The 15,793-nt window shown below is 55.0% G+C and carries 16 protein-coding genes and 1 pseudogene; 7 read left to right on the top strand and 10 right to left on the bottom strand.

Annotated elements, in window-relative coordinates; translation table 11 throughout:
• Positions 1 to 171: 171 nt before the first annotated feature.
• The 4 genes from ABIE20_RS11280 to ABIE20_RS11265 form a co-directional block, all read right to left on the bottom strand.
• Positions 172 to 2,457 (bottom strand): hypothetical protein, encoded by a 2,286-nt coding sequence (locus ABIE20_RS11280; protein ID WP_429505170.1) that lies wholly within the window; start codon positions 2,455 to 2,457, stop codon positions 172 to 174.
• A gap of 85 nt (positions 2,458 to 2,542) precedes the next feature.
• Positions 2,543 to 2,725 carry a hypothetical protein gene (locus ABIE20_RS11275; protein ID WP_108560131.1) on the bottom strand — a complete coding sequence of 61 codons (183 nt, stop codon included), beginning with the start codon at positions 2,723 to 2,725 and terminating at the stop codon, positions 2,543 to 2,545.
• Positions 2,726 to 3,344: 619 nt separating this feature from the next.
• Positions 3,345 to 4,298 (bottom strand): hypothetical protein, encoded by a 954-nt coding sequence (locus ABIE20_RS11270; RefSeq protein ID WP_429505169.1) that lies wholly within the window; start codon positions 4,296 to 4,298, stop codon positions 3,345 to 3,347.
• On the bottom strand, positions 4,295 to 5,041 hold the full coding sequence (locus ABIE20_RS11265; protein WP_429505168.1) for a hypothetical protein: 747 nt from the start codon (positions 5,039 to 5,041) through the stop codon (positions 4,295 to 4,297). The genes ABIE20_RS11270 and ABIE20_RS11265 overlap by 4 nt, the downstream gene beginning before the upstream one ends.
• Before the next feature lie 347 nt (positions 5,042 to 5,388).
• Between ABIE20_RS11265 and ABIE20_RS11260 the strand changes: the two genes are divergently transcribed.
• Positions 5,389 to 5,628, top strand: coding sequence for a MaoC/PaaZ C-terminal domain-containing protein (locus ABIE20_RS11260; protein WP_429505167.1), 240 nt, complete (start codon positions 5,389 to 5,391; stop codon positions 5,626 to 5,628).
• Here ABIE20_RS11260 and ABIE20_RS11255 read toward each other — a convergent pair.
• A pseudogene (locus ABIE20_RS11255) lies at positions 5,610 to 5,912 on the bottom strand (hypothetical protein); the annotation flags it as partial. The gene ABIE20_RS11260 and the pseudogene ABIE20_RS11255 overlap by 19 nt on opposite strands.
• Before the next feature lie 370 nt (positions 5,913 to 6,282).
• The gene (locus ABIE20_RS11250; protein ID WP_429505166.1) at positions 6,283 to 6,645 is read right to left on the bottom strand and encodes a DUF2388 domain-containing protein; all 363 of its coding nucleotides are present in this window, start codon (positions 6,643 to 6,645) and stop codon (positions 6,283 to 6,285) included.
• Positions 6,646 to 6,810: 165 nt separating this feature from the next.
• On the opposite strand from ABIE20_RS11250, the gene ABIE20_RS11245 reads away from it, so the two are divergent.
• A complete protein-coding gene (locus ABIE20_RS11245) occupies positions 6,811 to 7,206 on the top strand; it encodes an SMI1/KNR4 family protein (protein WP_429505165.1) in 396 nt (131 codons plus the stop codon).
• A 29-nt stretch (positions 7,207 to 7,235) separates the two neighbouring features.
• Here the strand turns inward: ABIE20_RS11245 and ABIE20_RS11240 are convergent, their stop codons facing one another.
• From ABIE20_RS11240 to ABIE20_RS11230, 3 genes are read right to left on the bottom strand one after another with little or no spacing between them, the layout of a single operon-like run.
• Positions 7,236 to 7,712 carry a GNAT family N-acetyltransferase gene (locus tag ABIE20_RS11240; RefSeq protein ID WP_429505164.1) on the bottom strand — a complete coding sequence of 159 codons (477 nt, stop codon included), beginning with the start codon at positions 7,710 to 7,712 and terminating at the stop codon, positions 7,236 to 7,238.
• Between the two features lie 58 nt (positions 7,713 to 7,770).
• Positions 7,771 to 8,025, bottom strand: a complete 255-nt coding sequence (locus ABIE20_RS11235; protein WP_429505163.1) for a helix-hairpin-helix domain-containing protein — start codon at positions 8,023 to 8,025, stop codon at positions 7,771 to 7,773.
• A 35-nt stretch (positions 8,026 to 8,060) separates the two neighbouring features.
• Positions 8,061 to 8,717, bottom strand: a complete 657-nt coding sequence (locus ABIE20_RS11230) for a histidine phosphatase family protein (RefSeq protein WP_429505162.1) — start codon at positions 8,715 to 8,717, stop codon at positions 8,061 to 8,063.
• Positions 8,718 to 8,836: 119 nt separating this feature from the next.
• On the opposite strand from ABIE20_RS11230, the gene ABIE20_RS11225 reads away from it, so the two are divergent.
• Together ABIE20_RS11225 and ABIE20_RS11220 are read left to right on the top strand one after the other, a co-directional pair.
• Positions 8,837 to 9,019, top strand: a complete 183-nt coding sequence (locus ABIE20_RS11225; RefSeq protein WP_429505161.1) for a hypothetical protein — start codon at positions 8,837 to 8,839, stop codon at positions 9,017 to 9,019.
• 40 nt (positions 9,020 to 9,059) lie between these two features.
• Positions 9,060 to 9,740 carry a hypothetical protein gene (locus tag ABIE20_RS11220; RefSeq protein WP_429505160.1) on the top strand — a complete coding sequence of 227 codons (681 nt, stop codon included), beginning with the start codon at positions 9,060 to 9,062 and terminating at the stop codon, positions 9,738 to 9,740.
• Between the two features lie 95 nt (positions 9,741 to 9,835).
• Here ABIE20_RS11220 and ABIE20_RS11215 read toward each other — a convergent pair whose 3' ends face one another.
• On the bottom strand, positions 9,836 to 12,268 hold the full coding sequence (locus tag ABIE20_RS11215; RefSeq protein ID WP_429505159.1) for a membrane-bound PQQ-dependent dehydrogenase, glucose/quinate/shikimate family: 2,433 nt from the start codon (positions 12,266 to 12,268) through the stop codon (positions 9,836 to 9,838).
• 308 nt (positions 12,269 to 12,576) lie between these two features.
• Here ABIE20_RS11215 and ABIE20_RS11210 point away from each other — a divergent pair, with 308 nt between their 5' ends.
• From ABIE20_RS11210 to ABIE20_RS11200, 3 genes are all read left to right on the top strand, one after another.
• Positions 12,577 to 13,560, top strand: coding sequence for a hypothetical protein (locus ABIE20_RS11210; protein ID WP_429505158.1), 984 nt, complete (start codon positions 12,577 to 12,579; stop codon positions 13,558 to 13,560).
• A 159-nt stretch (positions 13,561 to 13,719) separates the two neighbouring features.
• Positions 13,720 to 14,247 carry an acyltransferase family protein gene (locus ABIE20_RS11205; protein ID WP_429505157.1) on the top strand — a complete coding sequence of 176 codons (528 nt, stop codon included), beginning with the start codon at positions 13,720 to 13,722 and terminating at the stop codon, positions 14,245 to 14,247.
• A complete protein-coding gene (locus ABIE20_RS11200; RefSeq protein ID WP_429505156.1) occupies positions 14,186 to 15,637 on the top strand; it encodes an acyltransferase family protein in 1,452 nt (483 codons plus the stop codon). Before ABIE20_RS11205 ends, ABIE20_RS11200 begins: the two co-directional genes overlap by 62 nt.
• Positions 15,638 to 15,793 lie beyond the last annotated feature (156 nt).

Here is a 15,793-nt window from a genome sequence, read left to right as displayed (position 1 = left end):
TACCTTGATTGATGGCATTGCGCCATACTGAAAGGGGGGAGTTATGCTGTATATATGTACAGTTATTTTAAATTGCCTGGCCTATCAAGTTTCGTGAGGCATATGAGGCAGGAGACCGGGATGAGATCCCCCGCTCTCACTGGCAGATGAAGGCGTCAGCGCTCAGCGGCTTCATGCGCTTGCTTCGTTTGCTTCGCCTTCAAGTGCATTGCCCGGAGGTATAGTGACAGTCGAACCAGGAGCTTGGATGATGAACGTCTCCGTGGGGAAGAACTGTTGGAACTTGTACAGTGCGTTCTGAAGCAGCTCATCTCTGTTTGGATAGTCTCCGCTGTAGCGGCCTGATTTGGAGTTGATCTCCCAAGCCCCTTTACCGACCTTGTGCATCTCCCCAGCTATCCTAGCGGGTTGGAATGCAGTGATGCTGGGATGACCGCATTTTTCCAAGCGACCTTCGATCTTCACCTCGAGCTCTTTGCCGATGAGCAACGCTCCATCTTTCGCAACTGCCCAGATAAGGTACGTGGTCTTGCGAGAGGCGAATTTGCCATTCAGGTCAGCAATAGGTATGCGAGGCGCATCATAGAGTCGAACGGCGGTTGGGTTATTGAAAATATCCTGGCCCCGGATCTCTTGAGCCTTCAGGTAGAGAGGTGCTCTCAGGCCTCCATAGGTCTCGTCCAGGTAGGCGTCTATGGAGGCGTCCTCTTCGACGAGCCTGCGCATAAATGACGGGAAGAATTGACCATCCTTCGCTTTGAAGCTTGCTGCCGTGGGGTTCATTCGCAGCAGCTTCAGTATGCCCGTGCCGAGGATCAGGTTATCTGTAAATACGGCTGAAACCGCGTCCCCCTGGGGCACGTCAGTGGCATCAATGTACATTTTGAAGATCGGAAGGCCGTCAAAGAAGAACTGGGCTTCCCATTGGAAGCGGGCGAACCCCTTCGTCAGGAAATTAACCTTTTCCTTCTGCCACTGCTTAGTTTCTTCTGATGTAGGTATTAGTGAATTGTTGTCCTCTTCATCCTCTGGGCAAGCCTGAGCCATGGGCTCCACCTCATCTGGGCTTTCCAAGAATGCAGGCTCAGAGTTACCTGCTGGGTTTGCTGGGCCAGGCTTGAGGGACTCTGGAGTACACTCATTCTCAAGCACCTCCTGCGTGACGTCTTCGCAATCTCCCTGGCGCTCCACCTCGGTTCTGTAGTCTAGGTTCTGGTCTCTCACCTCCTGACGGATGTGAGAAATCTCCCTCAAGCGAATACGACAGGCGATGTGATCTGCGATGGGTTGTTCGTTCGGGAGCCATGCCTGCCAATCTTGGGCTACCTGCTTTCTGATTCGGTCGCAGGTCTCCAACGCAAAGTAGAAGGGTAGGCGAACCTTTTTATCCGTGGGTACGATGAGCACATCAGGTTCGATGAGCTCAACTGGATCGCTCCAGGTGCCATCCTCGTTCATCGTTTGAAGTGCCAATGCCCAAGACTCCCGCATTGGCTTGCGCTTCATCGAATAGCCAGCAGTGGGGATCAGCTTTGCTCGGACGTAGGGGCCAAGCCGGTCGTCATGGATGTACAGGATCTTTTCGTGATCCTGTTTGTAGCCAACGATGCAAATGGCATGGTTGCCTTCACGCGTTGGTCTTTTCTTGCTTGGCCCGCTCAATGAGTAAACATCCCCAATGAAAATCAGGGGCAACTGGCTATCGATGTGGCTCACCACCGTCTCGAAGAAGCGCTTCTCATCGGTACCACGAAGGTTTTCCTGATGATGCCTCAAGCCCTCAGCATCGATGGAGCGCAGCATCTGTTCGGCGTTCAGCTCTGTGTTGGGAAAGCTGTTCGACGAGCCGTTGCGGTCGTTCAGGGCGTTCATCGTGATCTCGCTACACGAATGAACGCTTCGAATGCTGTGCCACTGCAAGGCATGCAGCGCAGACCAAATTGCGGTCGTCGCACAGGCGGCAATGACCTTGTCTTGCTCTTGAAAGGCCAGGGACTCGACAGTCAGACTGATGCCAAACAGGTCGACCTTGTACTGACGGCTGAGCCTGCGCTTGCGCTTTTCATCCGTGGATTCGTCCTCCATCACCCTGAGGCAAGTCTTGCCAATGAAGGTTTTGGGGAGTGGCTTGATTACCATGAAGCCTAGGTAATTGGCTTGCAGTGTCTTCACCAAAGCATCGGCATTCGGGCCACCAGCAAGGATCTCAGAAACCATCCCGTGATCTAGGGGGCAGGCGAAGAAATGCATTCGGGCACATTTATGCCCATCGTTGCCATAACGCTTGGCGTAGTAACGCGAGAAATCTTCCAGGAAATCCTTGTCCACGTACTGAAATTCGAGCAGTACGTTTTTGGCACCGAGCCGGTTCAGGTAGTTGAAGATGTAACCTACCTGGGGTTTCGTCAGGATGTCCGGAAAATCGTAACCAAAGCATTCGCGCACCAGGTTGGTCATGGTGGATTGAGCGAATTGGGATACGAGATACGGAGTCATAGGCATAAAAAAAGCAGCCTTTCGGCTGCTTTCCTTGAAGTAGGGGTTAGAGGCTGCAGGTCTTCGCCAGCTGCTCGCGGGTCACTGCCTTGGCAGCGATACGGGTCTCGATTTCACGGTCGTAGATCTCCATTTGCCGGCGCGATTGCTCCAGGCGCTTAGAGACGTTTCGATCAGCGTCCACCTTGTTGGGGCTACGGGACAGGGAAATCAGTGCTTGCAGGCTCATGGCTATCTCGTCCAAAGGGCACGTCAGGTTCGCATTCAGGGAGCGAGGTTCGAAGTCATCATCGAACACATCTAACGGTCGATAGGGGTGGCTTCAGGTGTCAGGGAGCTGAAGCGACCGGCGATTCTACTGGTGATTGAACAAAAACTCATCACCAGAATTCACTTTCCTACGAACCACTCGACGAATGCAACAGATTTCATCGTTACGACATCGCAATCGAGCTTAAGGTTTGATCCAAATGATTCACGAGGTGAGTGAAGCACAGGCTTCAGCGTTCGCAAGCCCAGCGGGCTTCAACGTGAAGGTTATCGGCATTGATTCCCGGATCTGTAACCGAATCGCATCACCAATCTAGGAGAAATTCGCCGACAGAAGGTCGTCTGGTTTTCACCGCATGCGTTCTCGAAGGCCCCCGCGCATCGCCAGGATGACGTGGGTTCCATCTGAGTACATTTGTACTCCTGTATTTTGGATGAGGCCCGCATGCCGCCCGACCTTCAGGATCCGCTGAGGCTTCAGCAGCTAAGGGCGCGCCGACACTAGCTGCGCGATGCAGCAGTACCTCGCGCACCTCTTTCTGGACGTACCCATTGGCCCAAGGGTTCGTGTGGAGCCCTTACTCGTTGTTGTCCATCTCATAGTCATGGCCCTCACGCCTTGCGTCTTCAAGATCGTCCTCTGTATAGAGGTTGAAATTCTCAGCAGCTGTGTAGGTTGAGGTCTCGGTGAAAACGTTGCCCATTCCACATGCTGAAAGCTTGGAGAACCCGCTGATCTTCAGTCGACAAGCCACGCATTCAAACGTGGAAGGCAGCATGCTCTGACGCTGAATTACCTCGTCATCCCCGATTGACGTGTCGACTGTTCCAATCGGGTCACCGTTCAGCAGCCCAGGGGAGTGACAAGCCGGGCATTCCTCCCTGTGGCCGGATTGCCTGGCAGCCCATGTTGTTGCTTGCTCGGTTAGGGTTTTCCGATCCTTCTCGGCTATATTGCCCCACACCTTTGCATGCGCCTTTATATCCTGTTCGACCGCCCTTGCAGCTGCATCCTCCAGGGAGGCGATCATCTCCTGAGCCCTGACCGCGTTGGGAACCAGATCCTGCAATGGATGCCCCATCGATTGGAGGAGGACATTGCAGGCACGATAGAACCGAGGAAGCCACTCGGATGTGGCCGCTTCTAAGAATGCAGCTTCCCCGGTATGCAGCTCAATGTTTCGTCGTTCCACATGCTTGGAACAGAAGCCGGCGATCTCTTCAGTAAAGGAGGGCACCAGTTCCTTCAAGCGAACCAGCACTTCCTTTGTCCCAATCGATGTGGCGGAGAACTTTTTGCTCGTTGGCTCTCCGCCCAGGGCGAACATGATGTTTCGCCAGCTCTGTTGGTCGGCGAGAAGAACCGGGGAGATGTTGGACAGTGCTGCCCGGGCGAGAAACTCAAGGCTTAGTGAGGAGAACAGACCAAACCTCCAGTCGTCTGCTGGGAAGCGACCCATTTCCTCAGCGTATAGCTGTGCTTTAACGATCAGGGCCTCTTTAGACCAAGGAGACTCTTCAGGTGCTGTCATTTCAATCCCCGTAAGTTGGACAGGTAGATGCGTTCAATATGGCGGTTCAGTACACGATGCGGCACCTCAGATCGACCGTGAAGCATGTGCCAGTTGTCGATGATCAACGTGTCCCCTGGATCATGCATAGTGATTGCAATCTGGTCGAGATTGCTCCTGGCCTGTACAACATCAGCCAATGCTTCTGCTGCCTGATTAAGAGGCCTTAGAAAAAGGGAGTCCCATCTGAATCCAGTCCGACCGGCCTTGCGATATCGAACAGCAAGGGGGCAGATGGTTTGTGCTGGGTGCTTTCGACGGGGTACCACAATTGCCCGGTCAATGATCTGACCAGCATGGTCGGCAATGCATGACGACGGCAATAGATAGGTGATCACTGAAGGGTCGCCAGCCTGGCAACGAAGCATGAGGAAGCGGGGAGGGGTTCCCCAGTGAGCGTAATCCGTGTGAAGTGGAAAGCCTTTGAGTCCGTAAACGGAGCTGTAACTGTGAGGACTGGATTCGTCACTTTCACGCGGCTTCAGGGCCTGGACGTTAGCGAGCTTGTATGCGGCAGCAATTTTCTCCAGGTCGACTACAGAGCCGATGCTGCATGCCAGTTCAAAGGTTGAAGTCTCAGGCTGCCATTCCTTGAGAAAAAAATAGCCGTGACTATTCAACGCTGTAGAAATGGCGTCGTCTCGTAGCTGCCTCTGCAAACCCAACATGCTCAGATCCGAACCTTGCTCAGAGGATAGATTCATAAATGTAGTCTAGAACTATCGATGGAAGACATCGATGTCATGAGCTTGCTGCACTGGCAGGTTGAATGTGGCGAGCCAAGGAGTGAGAGGGCTGCTACTAGGCATCCAGTGGTCAGTGTATGTACAGGGCGTTGGGTGCGAGGATGGCTGGGAAAGGGCGCACGATTCCTGGCGATCCGAAGGACATCGACAGAGTGGCCAAGCATGAGGCTAATCAGTTCATGCCATCAGAGAGCGAATCAACCTAAGTCAAAAATAGATTTTTTCCGAACTATATTTTGCTGTTACCTTCAAATTTTGTATACGGCCAATTCCGGTCGGTGCTTGGATAACCTAGGAGGTGCTGCATGGCTTCAGAGCGTACTCAGGACAAGCTCTACTTTGAGGACTTGAAGGTGGGCATCACCTTCACGAGCAGCTCATACGAAATGAGTGCAGAACGCATTCTCGCCTTCGCAACTGAGTTCGATCCCCAGCCTTTCCACACCGATCCTGACGCAGCCAAAGACACCTTCTTCGCAGGGCTGGCCGCTAGCGGCTGGCATACCTCGGCGGTGACGATGCGCTTATCCGCAGCGGTTCTGTAGTGATCTGCCATGAACAAGCGATGGCCATCTACTGACCAGCCGCGCTCCGCTAGCTCATCGGTCACGTCAATGATACCCAGGTCGCCAAAGTAGCCAGTGGTTTCAGGATAATGAATACCTGCCAACGACACCTTGGCCACGCCGGACTACCGATCAAAATAGGAAAGGAAATGCCATCCACCGGTGGTACCTCCTGGATGGTGGAAATTGATGGCGGCTTTCCCTGTTATGTAGTGCTGATGCGAGACGCGTTTGAGGTCAAAGTCGAAGAGTGGCTTGTTCATGGGCAGGCTTGCCTCCACGTTTGAGCATTTGTTAATGCGTTTCGCGCCACTTCTTTATGTAAGCATCTTATAGATATGAGCGTTGAAGGAAGGGCGCTACTGCGTTCCCGAGTTTCGAGGATTGTAGTGGTCAACTAATTACGGACACCTCGATAGGTGGTTTCGATGCCGTCGCCCGTTCGATAAGGGTGATCGCGTCCGCTTAAAAATACGCGGACACTATCGCCCTTAGTGCTGGAGTTCGGAAGGTGAGTTCGCCGGACGCTTACCGTTGAAATGGGTCACTGTAGCGCGGACCCGGCCGGGCAGCCAAATGCAAAAAGCCCAGCGCGGGGCTGGGCTCGTTACCAGTGGTCGAAACGCTTTTATGCTAGCGAATTTCGTAAATCAAAACTGCTTGAGCTAGCTCAATGTCGCTGACTGTGCCCACTTCATTCTGAGTACGCAACACCTCGAATGCTGCCTCAAGGCTGACGCCTCGAATTAATCCATCACTCGCAACGAAAGCTGCAGCATCATTGCGAGCGGCGAGTATCTTTTGGTCGCCTCTCTTGGAGCTATTCCGGCTACTTTTTTGACTGTCTTCGGTGAGCGTAACGGGGAAAAGTGTCACAGCAAGACTCGATGAAACAATCGCTCCAAAAGTCGAGACGTCGACCGCCCTGCCATCACCAGCGATCACGGGAAAACTGCACGAAAAACCAAGCATAAGCACAACAATCAGTTTGCGCAAAAGTCCACTCCATGGAAGAGAGTCATCCTTTAGGGGCTGAATCTACCGTCTTCCTGGCCGGGCATCCAGTGTGGACCATCGCTAGAAGGGGAAGATTCGCCTCGTAGCATCACCCCGGGTTCGTTAGGATGGGCTGAGTTTCTATTTTTGCAAGGCAATGTGTAGATGTTCCAAGACTTAAAAAACAATTCCCCGCACAGCAACATGCTAAGCAAACTCCAGCCTGTTGCCTCGTCGATGCTTGCTCACCTGAGCGAATGCTATCCGTCTCTTCCAGAGGACTACAGCGCCTTCCTGAAGGAATTCGGAAGCGGAGCAGTAGGTGCGGATCAGCCGCTGTTCATTTTGTATGAGGGTCTGCTGGCACCGAATGAAATTTACGATGCTGAAAGCGCCACCGCGCTGAACGGGATTCTGTTGTTCGGTGATGACATGCAGGGCTACTGCGCAGGCTTTGATACCGACAACGCCTGGCAGGTAGTTGAGATTGATCCGCTCGATGGGCAGGCTCATGTAGTTGCCGCCAGTTTTCTGGAGTACCTGCGGGACATGTTGGATTAGCGGCAAGTCCACCGTTACCGTAGTCCTGTTCAAGCGCGAGCGTTGGCGAGAAGCCGATAGCGAACAAAGCGCATGCCATCCAAACAAACTTCCCCGTCCTGCTGAAACCCTAACCGAAGCATCCCCTGGACCCGCGTTCTGCTCGGCGCAAGCAAAACGGTAACTGATTCCAGCCCCATCTCCTGAAAGGCTCGCCGAACGATCTCAGCAAAAATCGCTTTGCCACAGCCCCAATAGTGCGTATGTAGAACCAGCGCCAGGTCTGCATCACCCTCGGTTAACTGCAGACCACCCCAGCCGGCAAACTTCTGATCCACCAAGAAAGCCCACGGGCCATAGCCATTGACCAGCCATTGCGACTCTTTCTCGGCGACCCACGCTGCGCATTTGGTTTCGTCAAAGTCGGGGCGGCCCAGGGGCATGTGGCGCAAGACCCGCGGGTTGTTGTTGAGGTCGATAATGTCGGTGCTGCTGATTTCACCAAGTCGCTTGAATTGCAGGTCCATGCTTTGCCTTTTCCGCAATGTTTGATGCGCGGGTTTGCACTCGCGCAGGCCAACCAATCTAGCCGGCTGGCTTGAAACTAGCAGCCCCTTTCGCAAGCTCAACCGCAGCAGTAATCGCTGCTCGCGCTTGCGGGCTGTTCTTCCAGCAGGTCGAGCCCAGTGCTGCCGAGGCCTGAGCCAATATGTCACTGACATCCGCCTTGCCCAGTTCTGCCAGCGATTCAATGCCCATTTGTTCAAGCCGGGTTATGACGGTTGGGCCGACGCCCTTGAGGGCGAGCAGTGCAGCGCGTTCGTTCGGTGAGAACGGCATTTGCGAAATCCTTTTCTGGGTAGTCTGGGGCATGTTCAGGTATAGAAACGCCGCAACTTGGCTTGAGTCGATGCACAGACCTGTACCCGAAACTTCGCATCGTCCGAATGCCAGCACAACGCGTAGCCACAGCAATTGGGCACGTGGTTGGCAATTTCATACGCCCGCCATTGCGTCATTGCCCGGCCATCCAGTGTCTCTGGCGTGTATTCAAGTAACCAGGCAACGGCATTGATGAACTGCCCATGGGAGAACACTGCAATATCCTGGGCAGGGTGCGCGGCAAGTTGTTCCAGGAATGCCTTCGCCCGAGCTGCGAAGTCCAAAAACGACTCCGCTCCGGCGCCATCCCTGAATGCCGGGTCTGATCTGGCCCAGTACGCTTCAACCCAGTTGCGACGTTGGGCCACTGTCGTGTCGGCACAGCGCGCAGGTTCTAGGTAGGTGAACTCTTGCACAGCCCAGGTTTCGAACGGCACGGCAGGAAAGGCGGTGGCCGTCGCCCTGGCGGTTGCCTGGGCTCGGAAGAAGGGCGAGGCAACAATTAATTGCGGCGCCTGGGTGAACGAATGGGCCACTCGCTGCGCTTGTTCGATTCCCTTTTGAGTAAGGGCAATGCTCGCATGATCGCGACTGGCTTGGCCTGCGTTGGCAGCGCTTTCGCCGTGGCGAATCAGCTTGATGTGCTTCATTGACGACCTGTCTTTTCAACGTGAGTGTTGATTGTCCTGTTACGCAGCATAACGGCAATCTGGTTTAAGATGGTGCATCATGGCTGACTGCCAGCAGCCACAAAACAAGGAGGTTTGACATGACCAACCCAAGTAAGAAGCCTTTCATCCTGGCCGGCGCGCCACTGATTGCCATGGGCTCGGGTTTCATTGCCGTGGGGTTATCCGGGCAACCTGCATTTGCTTACACCGGTCTGGGCTTGCTGTTACCCGGCATTGTATTGGTTGCGATCGAGTTCTATTCGAGACGTCGACGGGCTTGAGTGACCCGCAACAGCATTGTTTTCGAAGATAAGGATATCCGTGCAAAACCCACAACCGACCGATCCCGCCGAATGCCCTGCAACGGACCCGCCCGATACATTGATGAACTGGTCGATCAAGGCGCGCCTGATTGCGCCCAGGGACCTGCGCAATGGCATCCTGGCGATGACCATCGCGGTGCTCGGGGTGGCCGGTATGCTCAGTTGGCTGGGGGCCGACAAGTGGGTCTACGGTCTATGCGCCGTGATGTACGTTCTGATGCTGCTGTTATTAACGGTCAGAACCCACCTCTCATTCCAGCTCACCCGCGACGGCATAACCATCAGCAAGTACGTGCGCTCCGATCGCGCCGCCAGGATCACCATCGTCGTGGTTGTGGTAATCGAGGCGCTGGTGATGCTCTGGCTGGCGGTTGCAACCGGCACCTGGTGGTTGTTGCTGACGCCGCTGTTTATCGCTTACATCCTGTTCACTCGCGAGATGGTGCCACCTTCGCCCGAAGCCTGCGCTAAACATGAGCACGGCCCCGGGTGGGAGCAATATCGCTACCTGACCATCGACCGCAAGCGCCGCATCCTGGTCCCGCATATCAGTAACCTGTCCATCGGCTTCGAACTGCGCCTGCCCGACATAGCGATGTTCGAACAGTGCCTGGCGCTGTTGCGTGAGCTGTTACCTGCCGAGGTTGAGTATCTGGAGCGGGATTGGGAGTTTGCGTGATCTGCAGCGGGGCGGTTCAAACAGCCGCTCAAATGAACCCCTCAAAAAAACAATCCCCGAATACCGGGGATTATTTTTACGTGGCGCTAAGCAACTTATTTCTTCCCAGTTCCCTCCGGCAACGCATAAGCAATGATGTAGTCGCCCACATCCGGCGAATGGCTCATGCCGCCCGCCGAGATCACCACATATTGCCGGCCGGTGGCCGGCGACTGGTAGATCAACGGCGCCGCTACAGCACCGACCGGCAGGCGGGCTTTCCACACTTCTTTACCGGTGGCCGAATCGAGCGCGCGTAGGTAGTAATCCTGGGTGCCGGCAAAGAATACCAGGCCGGAGGCCGTCGAGGTCGGGCCGCCCAGGGTCGGCATGCCCAGCGGGATCGGCAGGTGGGTTTTGATCCCCAGCGGGCCGGTGTCCTGGGCGGTGCCCAGCGGTACCTGCCAGACCAGTTTCTGGGTGTTCAGGTCGATGGCACTCATGCTGCCAAACGGCGGGCTGTTGCACGGTACGCCCAGGGGGGATTGCAGAATGTCGATTTTCACCCCGCCATAAATGCCGGCAACTTGCGGGCGAATGGTGCCCATGAAGCCAGGTACCTCGTCGGTCGAGACTTTAAACTTCTTGGTGTTTTCCTTGGTGACCAGGGCCATGCGCAGCGGCACGCGCATGTCGTTGACGAACATCATGCCGGTGTTTTCGTCGATGGAAATGCCACCCCAGTTCATGCCGCCCAACAGGCCCGGCCATTCGATGTAGGGTTTTTCGGTTGGCGGGGTGAAGGGGCCGACGTAGACCGAGTCCTTGAACATGATGCGGCAGTACAGCTGGTCGAAGGTGCTCACGCCCCACATGGACTTTTCAGTCAGTGGCTCGGCACCAATCACCGGCATGCCCACCGAGTGCGGTTGAGTCGGTGCCAGGTGCTCGCCTTCTGCTGCTGGCGAAGTGGGCACCGGGCGCTCCTGCACTTCGGTGACCGGCTGGCCGGTGCGGCGGTCCAGTACGAAGATGTTGCCGGTCTTGGTGGTCTGGATCAGTACCGGGGTTTTTTCGCCCTTGGCATTGTTGATGTCATACAGCACCGGTTGCGATGGCAGGTCGTAGTCCCACACGTCGTGGTGAACGGTCTGGTAAACCCATTTGGCTTTACCGGTCGAAGCATCGACGGCGACCACGGCCGAGCCGTACTTCTCCTTGGCCTGGTTGCGATCGCCACCCCAATAGTCGGGCGGGCCGTTGCCGGTTGGCAGGTAGACCAGGTTCAGTTCCTTATCAAAGGTAGGAATGGTCCAGACGTTGGGGGTTTCCAGCGTGAACGCGTGATCGGCGGCGGTGGTATCCGCATCCTCAGGCGCGCCGATGTCCCAGGCCCACACCAGCGCACCGGTGAGTACGTCAAAGGCCCGCACCGCGCCGGAAGGTTCTTTGGCGACGATGTCGCGGACCCAGCCGCCGACTACAGTGAGGTGGCCCATGACCACAGGCAGGGAGGTCGGGTGATAGCGCTTGCTGTTCTCGGTCGGGCCCATGCCTTTTTTCAGGTCGACGAAGCCGTTGTCGCCAAAGTTCGGGCACAGGCTGCCAGTGTGCGCATCAAGGGCAAACAAGCGCGCATCGACAGACGACACCAGAATGCGCTGACGGCATTGTTGCTGATCGTTGTAGGAGGCTTTGACCTCAGCGCTCAGGCTGTCGTCCTTGTCGATGTCGTAATAGCCCACGCCGCGGCAGGTGACGTGCTCGGCACTGCTGGCGTGCGGGTCGAATTTCCAGATCGGCTTGCCGCTGTCGCCGTCGAGGGCGGTGATCAGGTTTTCCGGGGTGCACGAATACAGCACGTTGCCGATCTGCAGCGGAGTGTTTTCGTCGACACCGGCGCCATTGCCGGTAGTCCTGCGGCCGGTTCGGTAGATCCACGCCACTTGCAGGTCCTTGACGTTTTCCGGGGTGATCTGGCTGAACGGCGCAAAGCGCGTACCTGAGGCACTGCGGCCAAAGAATTCCCAGTTTTCAGGTGCTGAGGCGGGCACTTTAGGCGCCGGCGCGCCGGCGATGGCGACCGGGTTGGAGATTGAACCGTGCGGATAGAACGCAGCTACAAAGGTTGCGATCAACGCCGCAAACACGACAAAACCGCCGCCGTTAGCCAGGCGCCGGGTGTTTGCTGACGTACCCGGGAACGCGGCACCGACCCACAGGCTCAGGGTCAGGATAATCGCCGGAACCACCAGGCGCGGCAGCAGTTGCCAGTAACTTAACTGGCCCACTTCGTAAAATGCCCAGGCACAGGTTGCAAGGGCGATAACCACGGACAGGGTAATGCCACTGCGCTTGCGCCAGAAAAACAGTGCCGCCAGCAGTAAATAGGCAATACCGGCGATCAAGTAGTAAGTTGATCCCCCCAGCATCACCAGCTTGAGGCCGCCATATAGCAACGCCAGCGATATCACTAGAACCAGCAGGGAAAGCAGCACGCTCGCGGTCGTTGCAAACTTCCGGGTTTGCGTTCGAGGTTCATCCGTCATTTTTCATACGTTCCGTTATTAATAGGAATTGCACGCACGGTGTGCGCAAGGCTCAGGGGGAATAAAGTCGGCAGCATCAACGCGTGGTAGGCAGCGCTGGTCAGCTGGGAAGCGGGGTAGGGTGCTTGGCCTGGAAACTGATTTCAGTTTAGGCCGAGGGTGTTTGCGGATAAACGCCCGGGGCTGAAAAGCATTATTGGTGAAACAGTAACAATGCCGCTTGCAGCACAAGCAATAAGCGCCAATGGCAGTTATCATCCGCGCCGCAGTGTGTACTGCGGATGTCTTGGTCAAGGAGCAGGCTTGTAATGAGTCGAAGTACTGCATGGAAGCTGATGGTGGGTGCGGGTATCGGGCTATGTGCATTGCTCGCAGTGGCCCTGTTCAAGGACCCCAAGGTGGTGCTGGCACAGTTGCAGTTCCAGGGCAGTGCCCATCCTCGCGGTGACGCCGGGCAAGTGCACGAAGTTTACCGCCAGGCCGTCGAACAGTTGTTGGCTGCCCAGCACATCGATACGCAACGGCTACAGATCGAGCTTGATCCCCAGCACAGTGACACTCTCGTATTGCGCGGCCCTGAGCTTGCCCTGAGCGCCGCGCAACGCCAGGCCCTGGCCGGCCAGTTCGATACCATCCTGAAGGCGCGCAAGGCGGTGGTCTCCAGCGTGCAATTGCAGCTGGACTACAGTCAGGCCAAGCGCCTGAATGCAGCGGGGAGGGAAATCGGCCCGGCCCCTGCCAGCGTCGTCGCGATGGGGCGTAAGGTCATACCGCTGTGGTTCGACTTGCCCTACGAAACGAGCCTCGATACCCGCATCAGCGACAGCGAGCGCCGCCATGCCTTTGCCGGTAGCAGCACGGTCAAGGCCGAGGTGAGCTGCCAGCTCGACAGTTTCGTGCAGAGCGCCTTGCCGTTTGTCATTACCGGCTTCAAGGCCGATAGCGCGCAACTGGAAGGCGGCATGGACATTCTCACCCACGACAAGATGACCCTGCGTGTGCCTGCAAGCCTGTACTTTGACGACCGTGACCTGCGCGAGCGCCTCGAGGCAGGAGGGCTGAAGGTCAGCATGGGAAGCCAGATGTCCTACGGCAAGTTTCGCTCGACCTGGCTGACCATTGAGTTCGGATCACTCGGCGAGCACCCCTACCAGCCCTTCGACATGGCCGACGCCGGGCGCCAGGGCCTGCGCGAGATGTGTGGCGATTACGCGTATCAGGCCGGACGGCCGTTTTCGTTCTTTTATGGGGTAGGGCTGGACCGTGTGGTGAAGGTGAGCATGTCGCGATGAGATTGATGCAGCAAGGCAGCTATTACCGTTGCTGTCTTCAATGTACGGAGGGGATGTCTGGCCAATTGGCCAGTGCTAGGGCATTATCGTCGCCGCGTTTGACGGACGGAAGAAATCGATTGAAAGGCGCATTTGCGGACGTGGGGTAACAGAGGCCACTTGGCCTTTGGTTCTGATTTTAAGTGGGGCAGGGTGATGTCAAAGGGAATTCCATATAGCCCACAGATCGATGGGTTACGAGCAATTGCAGTTCTACTGGTAGTTTTTGCCCATGTGGGTGTTTCATTTTTACAAGGCGGCTACATTGGTGTTGACGTATTCTTCGTTATCTCGGGGTATTTGATTACCAGTATTTTGCTGAAGGAGCAGGCGTCAGAAAGTTTTTCATTTTTTGAATTCTACAAGCGCAGGGCTAGAAGAATTTTGCCTGCCTTGCTGCTGGTGATTGTAAGCACTCTGTTGGTTGGGTATTTTATTTTGTTGCCCAGTGACTACAGTTTTCTTTCGCTGTCGGCAATAAGCGCTGTTTTATTTTCAGCAAACATTTTTTTTCTGGAGAGAGTCGCAAGGTTACTTTGCCGAGTCGGCGGATCAGCTGCCATTGCTGCATATCTGGTCGCTGTCGGTGGAAGAGCAGTTTTATTTTCTCTGGCCAGCGATACTGATTGTGGCACTGAGGTTCTGTAAAGGGCGCGTGCTGTGGTTGCCGGTGCTACTAATTATTCTGTCATTCGCGAGTGCGCAGTATGCGATTGCCAAGGGGTGGAGTGGGGTTTATTTTCTAATCTACTCTCGTGCCGGTGAATTGTTGTTAGGTGCTGCCCTGGCGATGCTCCGAGGCCCCCAAATCCAACCTGACCGGCTAAAGGCCAGCGTATTGTCCGGTGCGGGACTGGTACTGATTTTCGGTGCAGCATTAACATTAACCAAGAGTGCCGAGTTTCCTGGGATCAACGCCCTATGGCCTTGTCTCGGGGCCGCCTCGGTCATCGCTTCTTCATGGTACGGTCGTCACCCGCTCGGGCAGATTCTTGCCTGCAAACCGATGGTGTTCATCGGACTGATTTCGTACTCTGTGTATTTATGGCATTGGCCAATTTTGAGCTACCTGCGGTACTTGAGCGTTGACATTGATTTTGTGGTCGGTAGCAGTGTAGTGTTGCTTGCTATCGTTATGGCCTATCTCAGCTACAGGTGGGTTGAAACGCCGTTCAGAAACGTTTCTGCCTATACTAAGCGAGGATGGGGTGTGGCGGGCACGGCACTGGTGGTTGTTCTGGCTGGCCCACTAGTTATTTATGTAATGGGGGGTATCCCGCAGCGATTTCCTTATGCGGTAATGACCAAGGACGATCTTCTCAAGGAACGCGATCGCTATTGGGTAAGTTCGAAAAATTTGAGTGGCGAGGTTGCCGGGGCGAATAAAAAAGTCATGATTGTCGGTAACTCCCATGCGATTGATCTTCATTACGCGCTGCGTGAGAATGGCATACAGGCTAATACATTGCTCGTGCCGACAACCAATAAGTGTTTTGATTTTGGCTTCAATTCGCTAGCTGATAATTTCGATAATCTCTGTCGTGAGCGATTCAGTGCAGTGGTCGCCGCAGTAAAAAAATATGCGCCAGATGTTATTTATCTACATGATAACTGGTCGAGGGTTGATTTGCCTGAGCTGACCAAGGCGCTAGCGGCAATTCGAAGTGAGACGACCGTGCCGCTTTATGTTTTTGGTCCCAAAAACATATTTCGAGATAGTGCGCTTAATATTTCGCGCTTCGCATGGGAGCAGCGGATGACAACGCCTGCGCAGATTAATAGTTTTGCTCAACAATATAATTTTCAGCGCCAAATGGATTTTGACTCAAAGCTGAAGCTATTCTTTCAGGATGGCAACCTTACTCCTGGGGTTTCTTACGTCAGCATGATGGATGTTCAATGCGGGCAACCTCGGCGTTGCGAAATTGTCTCTGAAAAAACGGGTGACTTTCTTTACTTTGACAGTGAGCATCTCACCCTGCGGGGCGCCAAGGAAGTGGGGCAGTACTTGCGAAAGGAACGAGCTGACCTGTTCTGAGGTTTGTACTGCATGAATAATGGGCAGGAAAGATTGTGATAAGATCCTGAAACTCGGCGACAGAATAGAAAGCCCTGACTTCTCAGGGCTTTTTGTATGTTGGGGTCGATTCAACACTTCTTTATCACAGTCTCACCGAAAGGACTCAGCAAGCCC

It is taken from the genome of Pseudomonas sp. 2835 (genome assembly GCF_050435905.1).
Classification (GTDB): domain Bacteria; phylum Pseudomonadota; class Gammaproteobacteria; order Pseudomonadales; family Pseudomonadaceae; genus Aquipseudomonas.
Note: the sequence above shows the minus strand (reverse complement) of the source record. Positions and strands in the feature narration are given on the sequence as shown.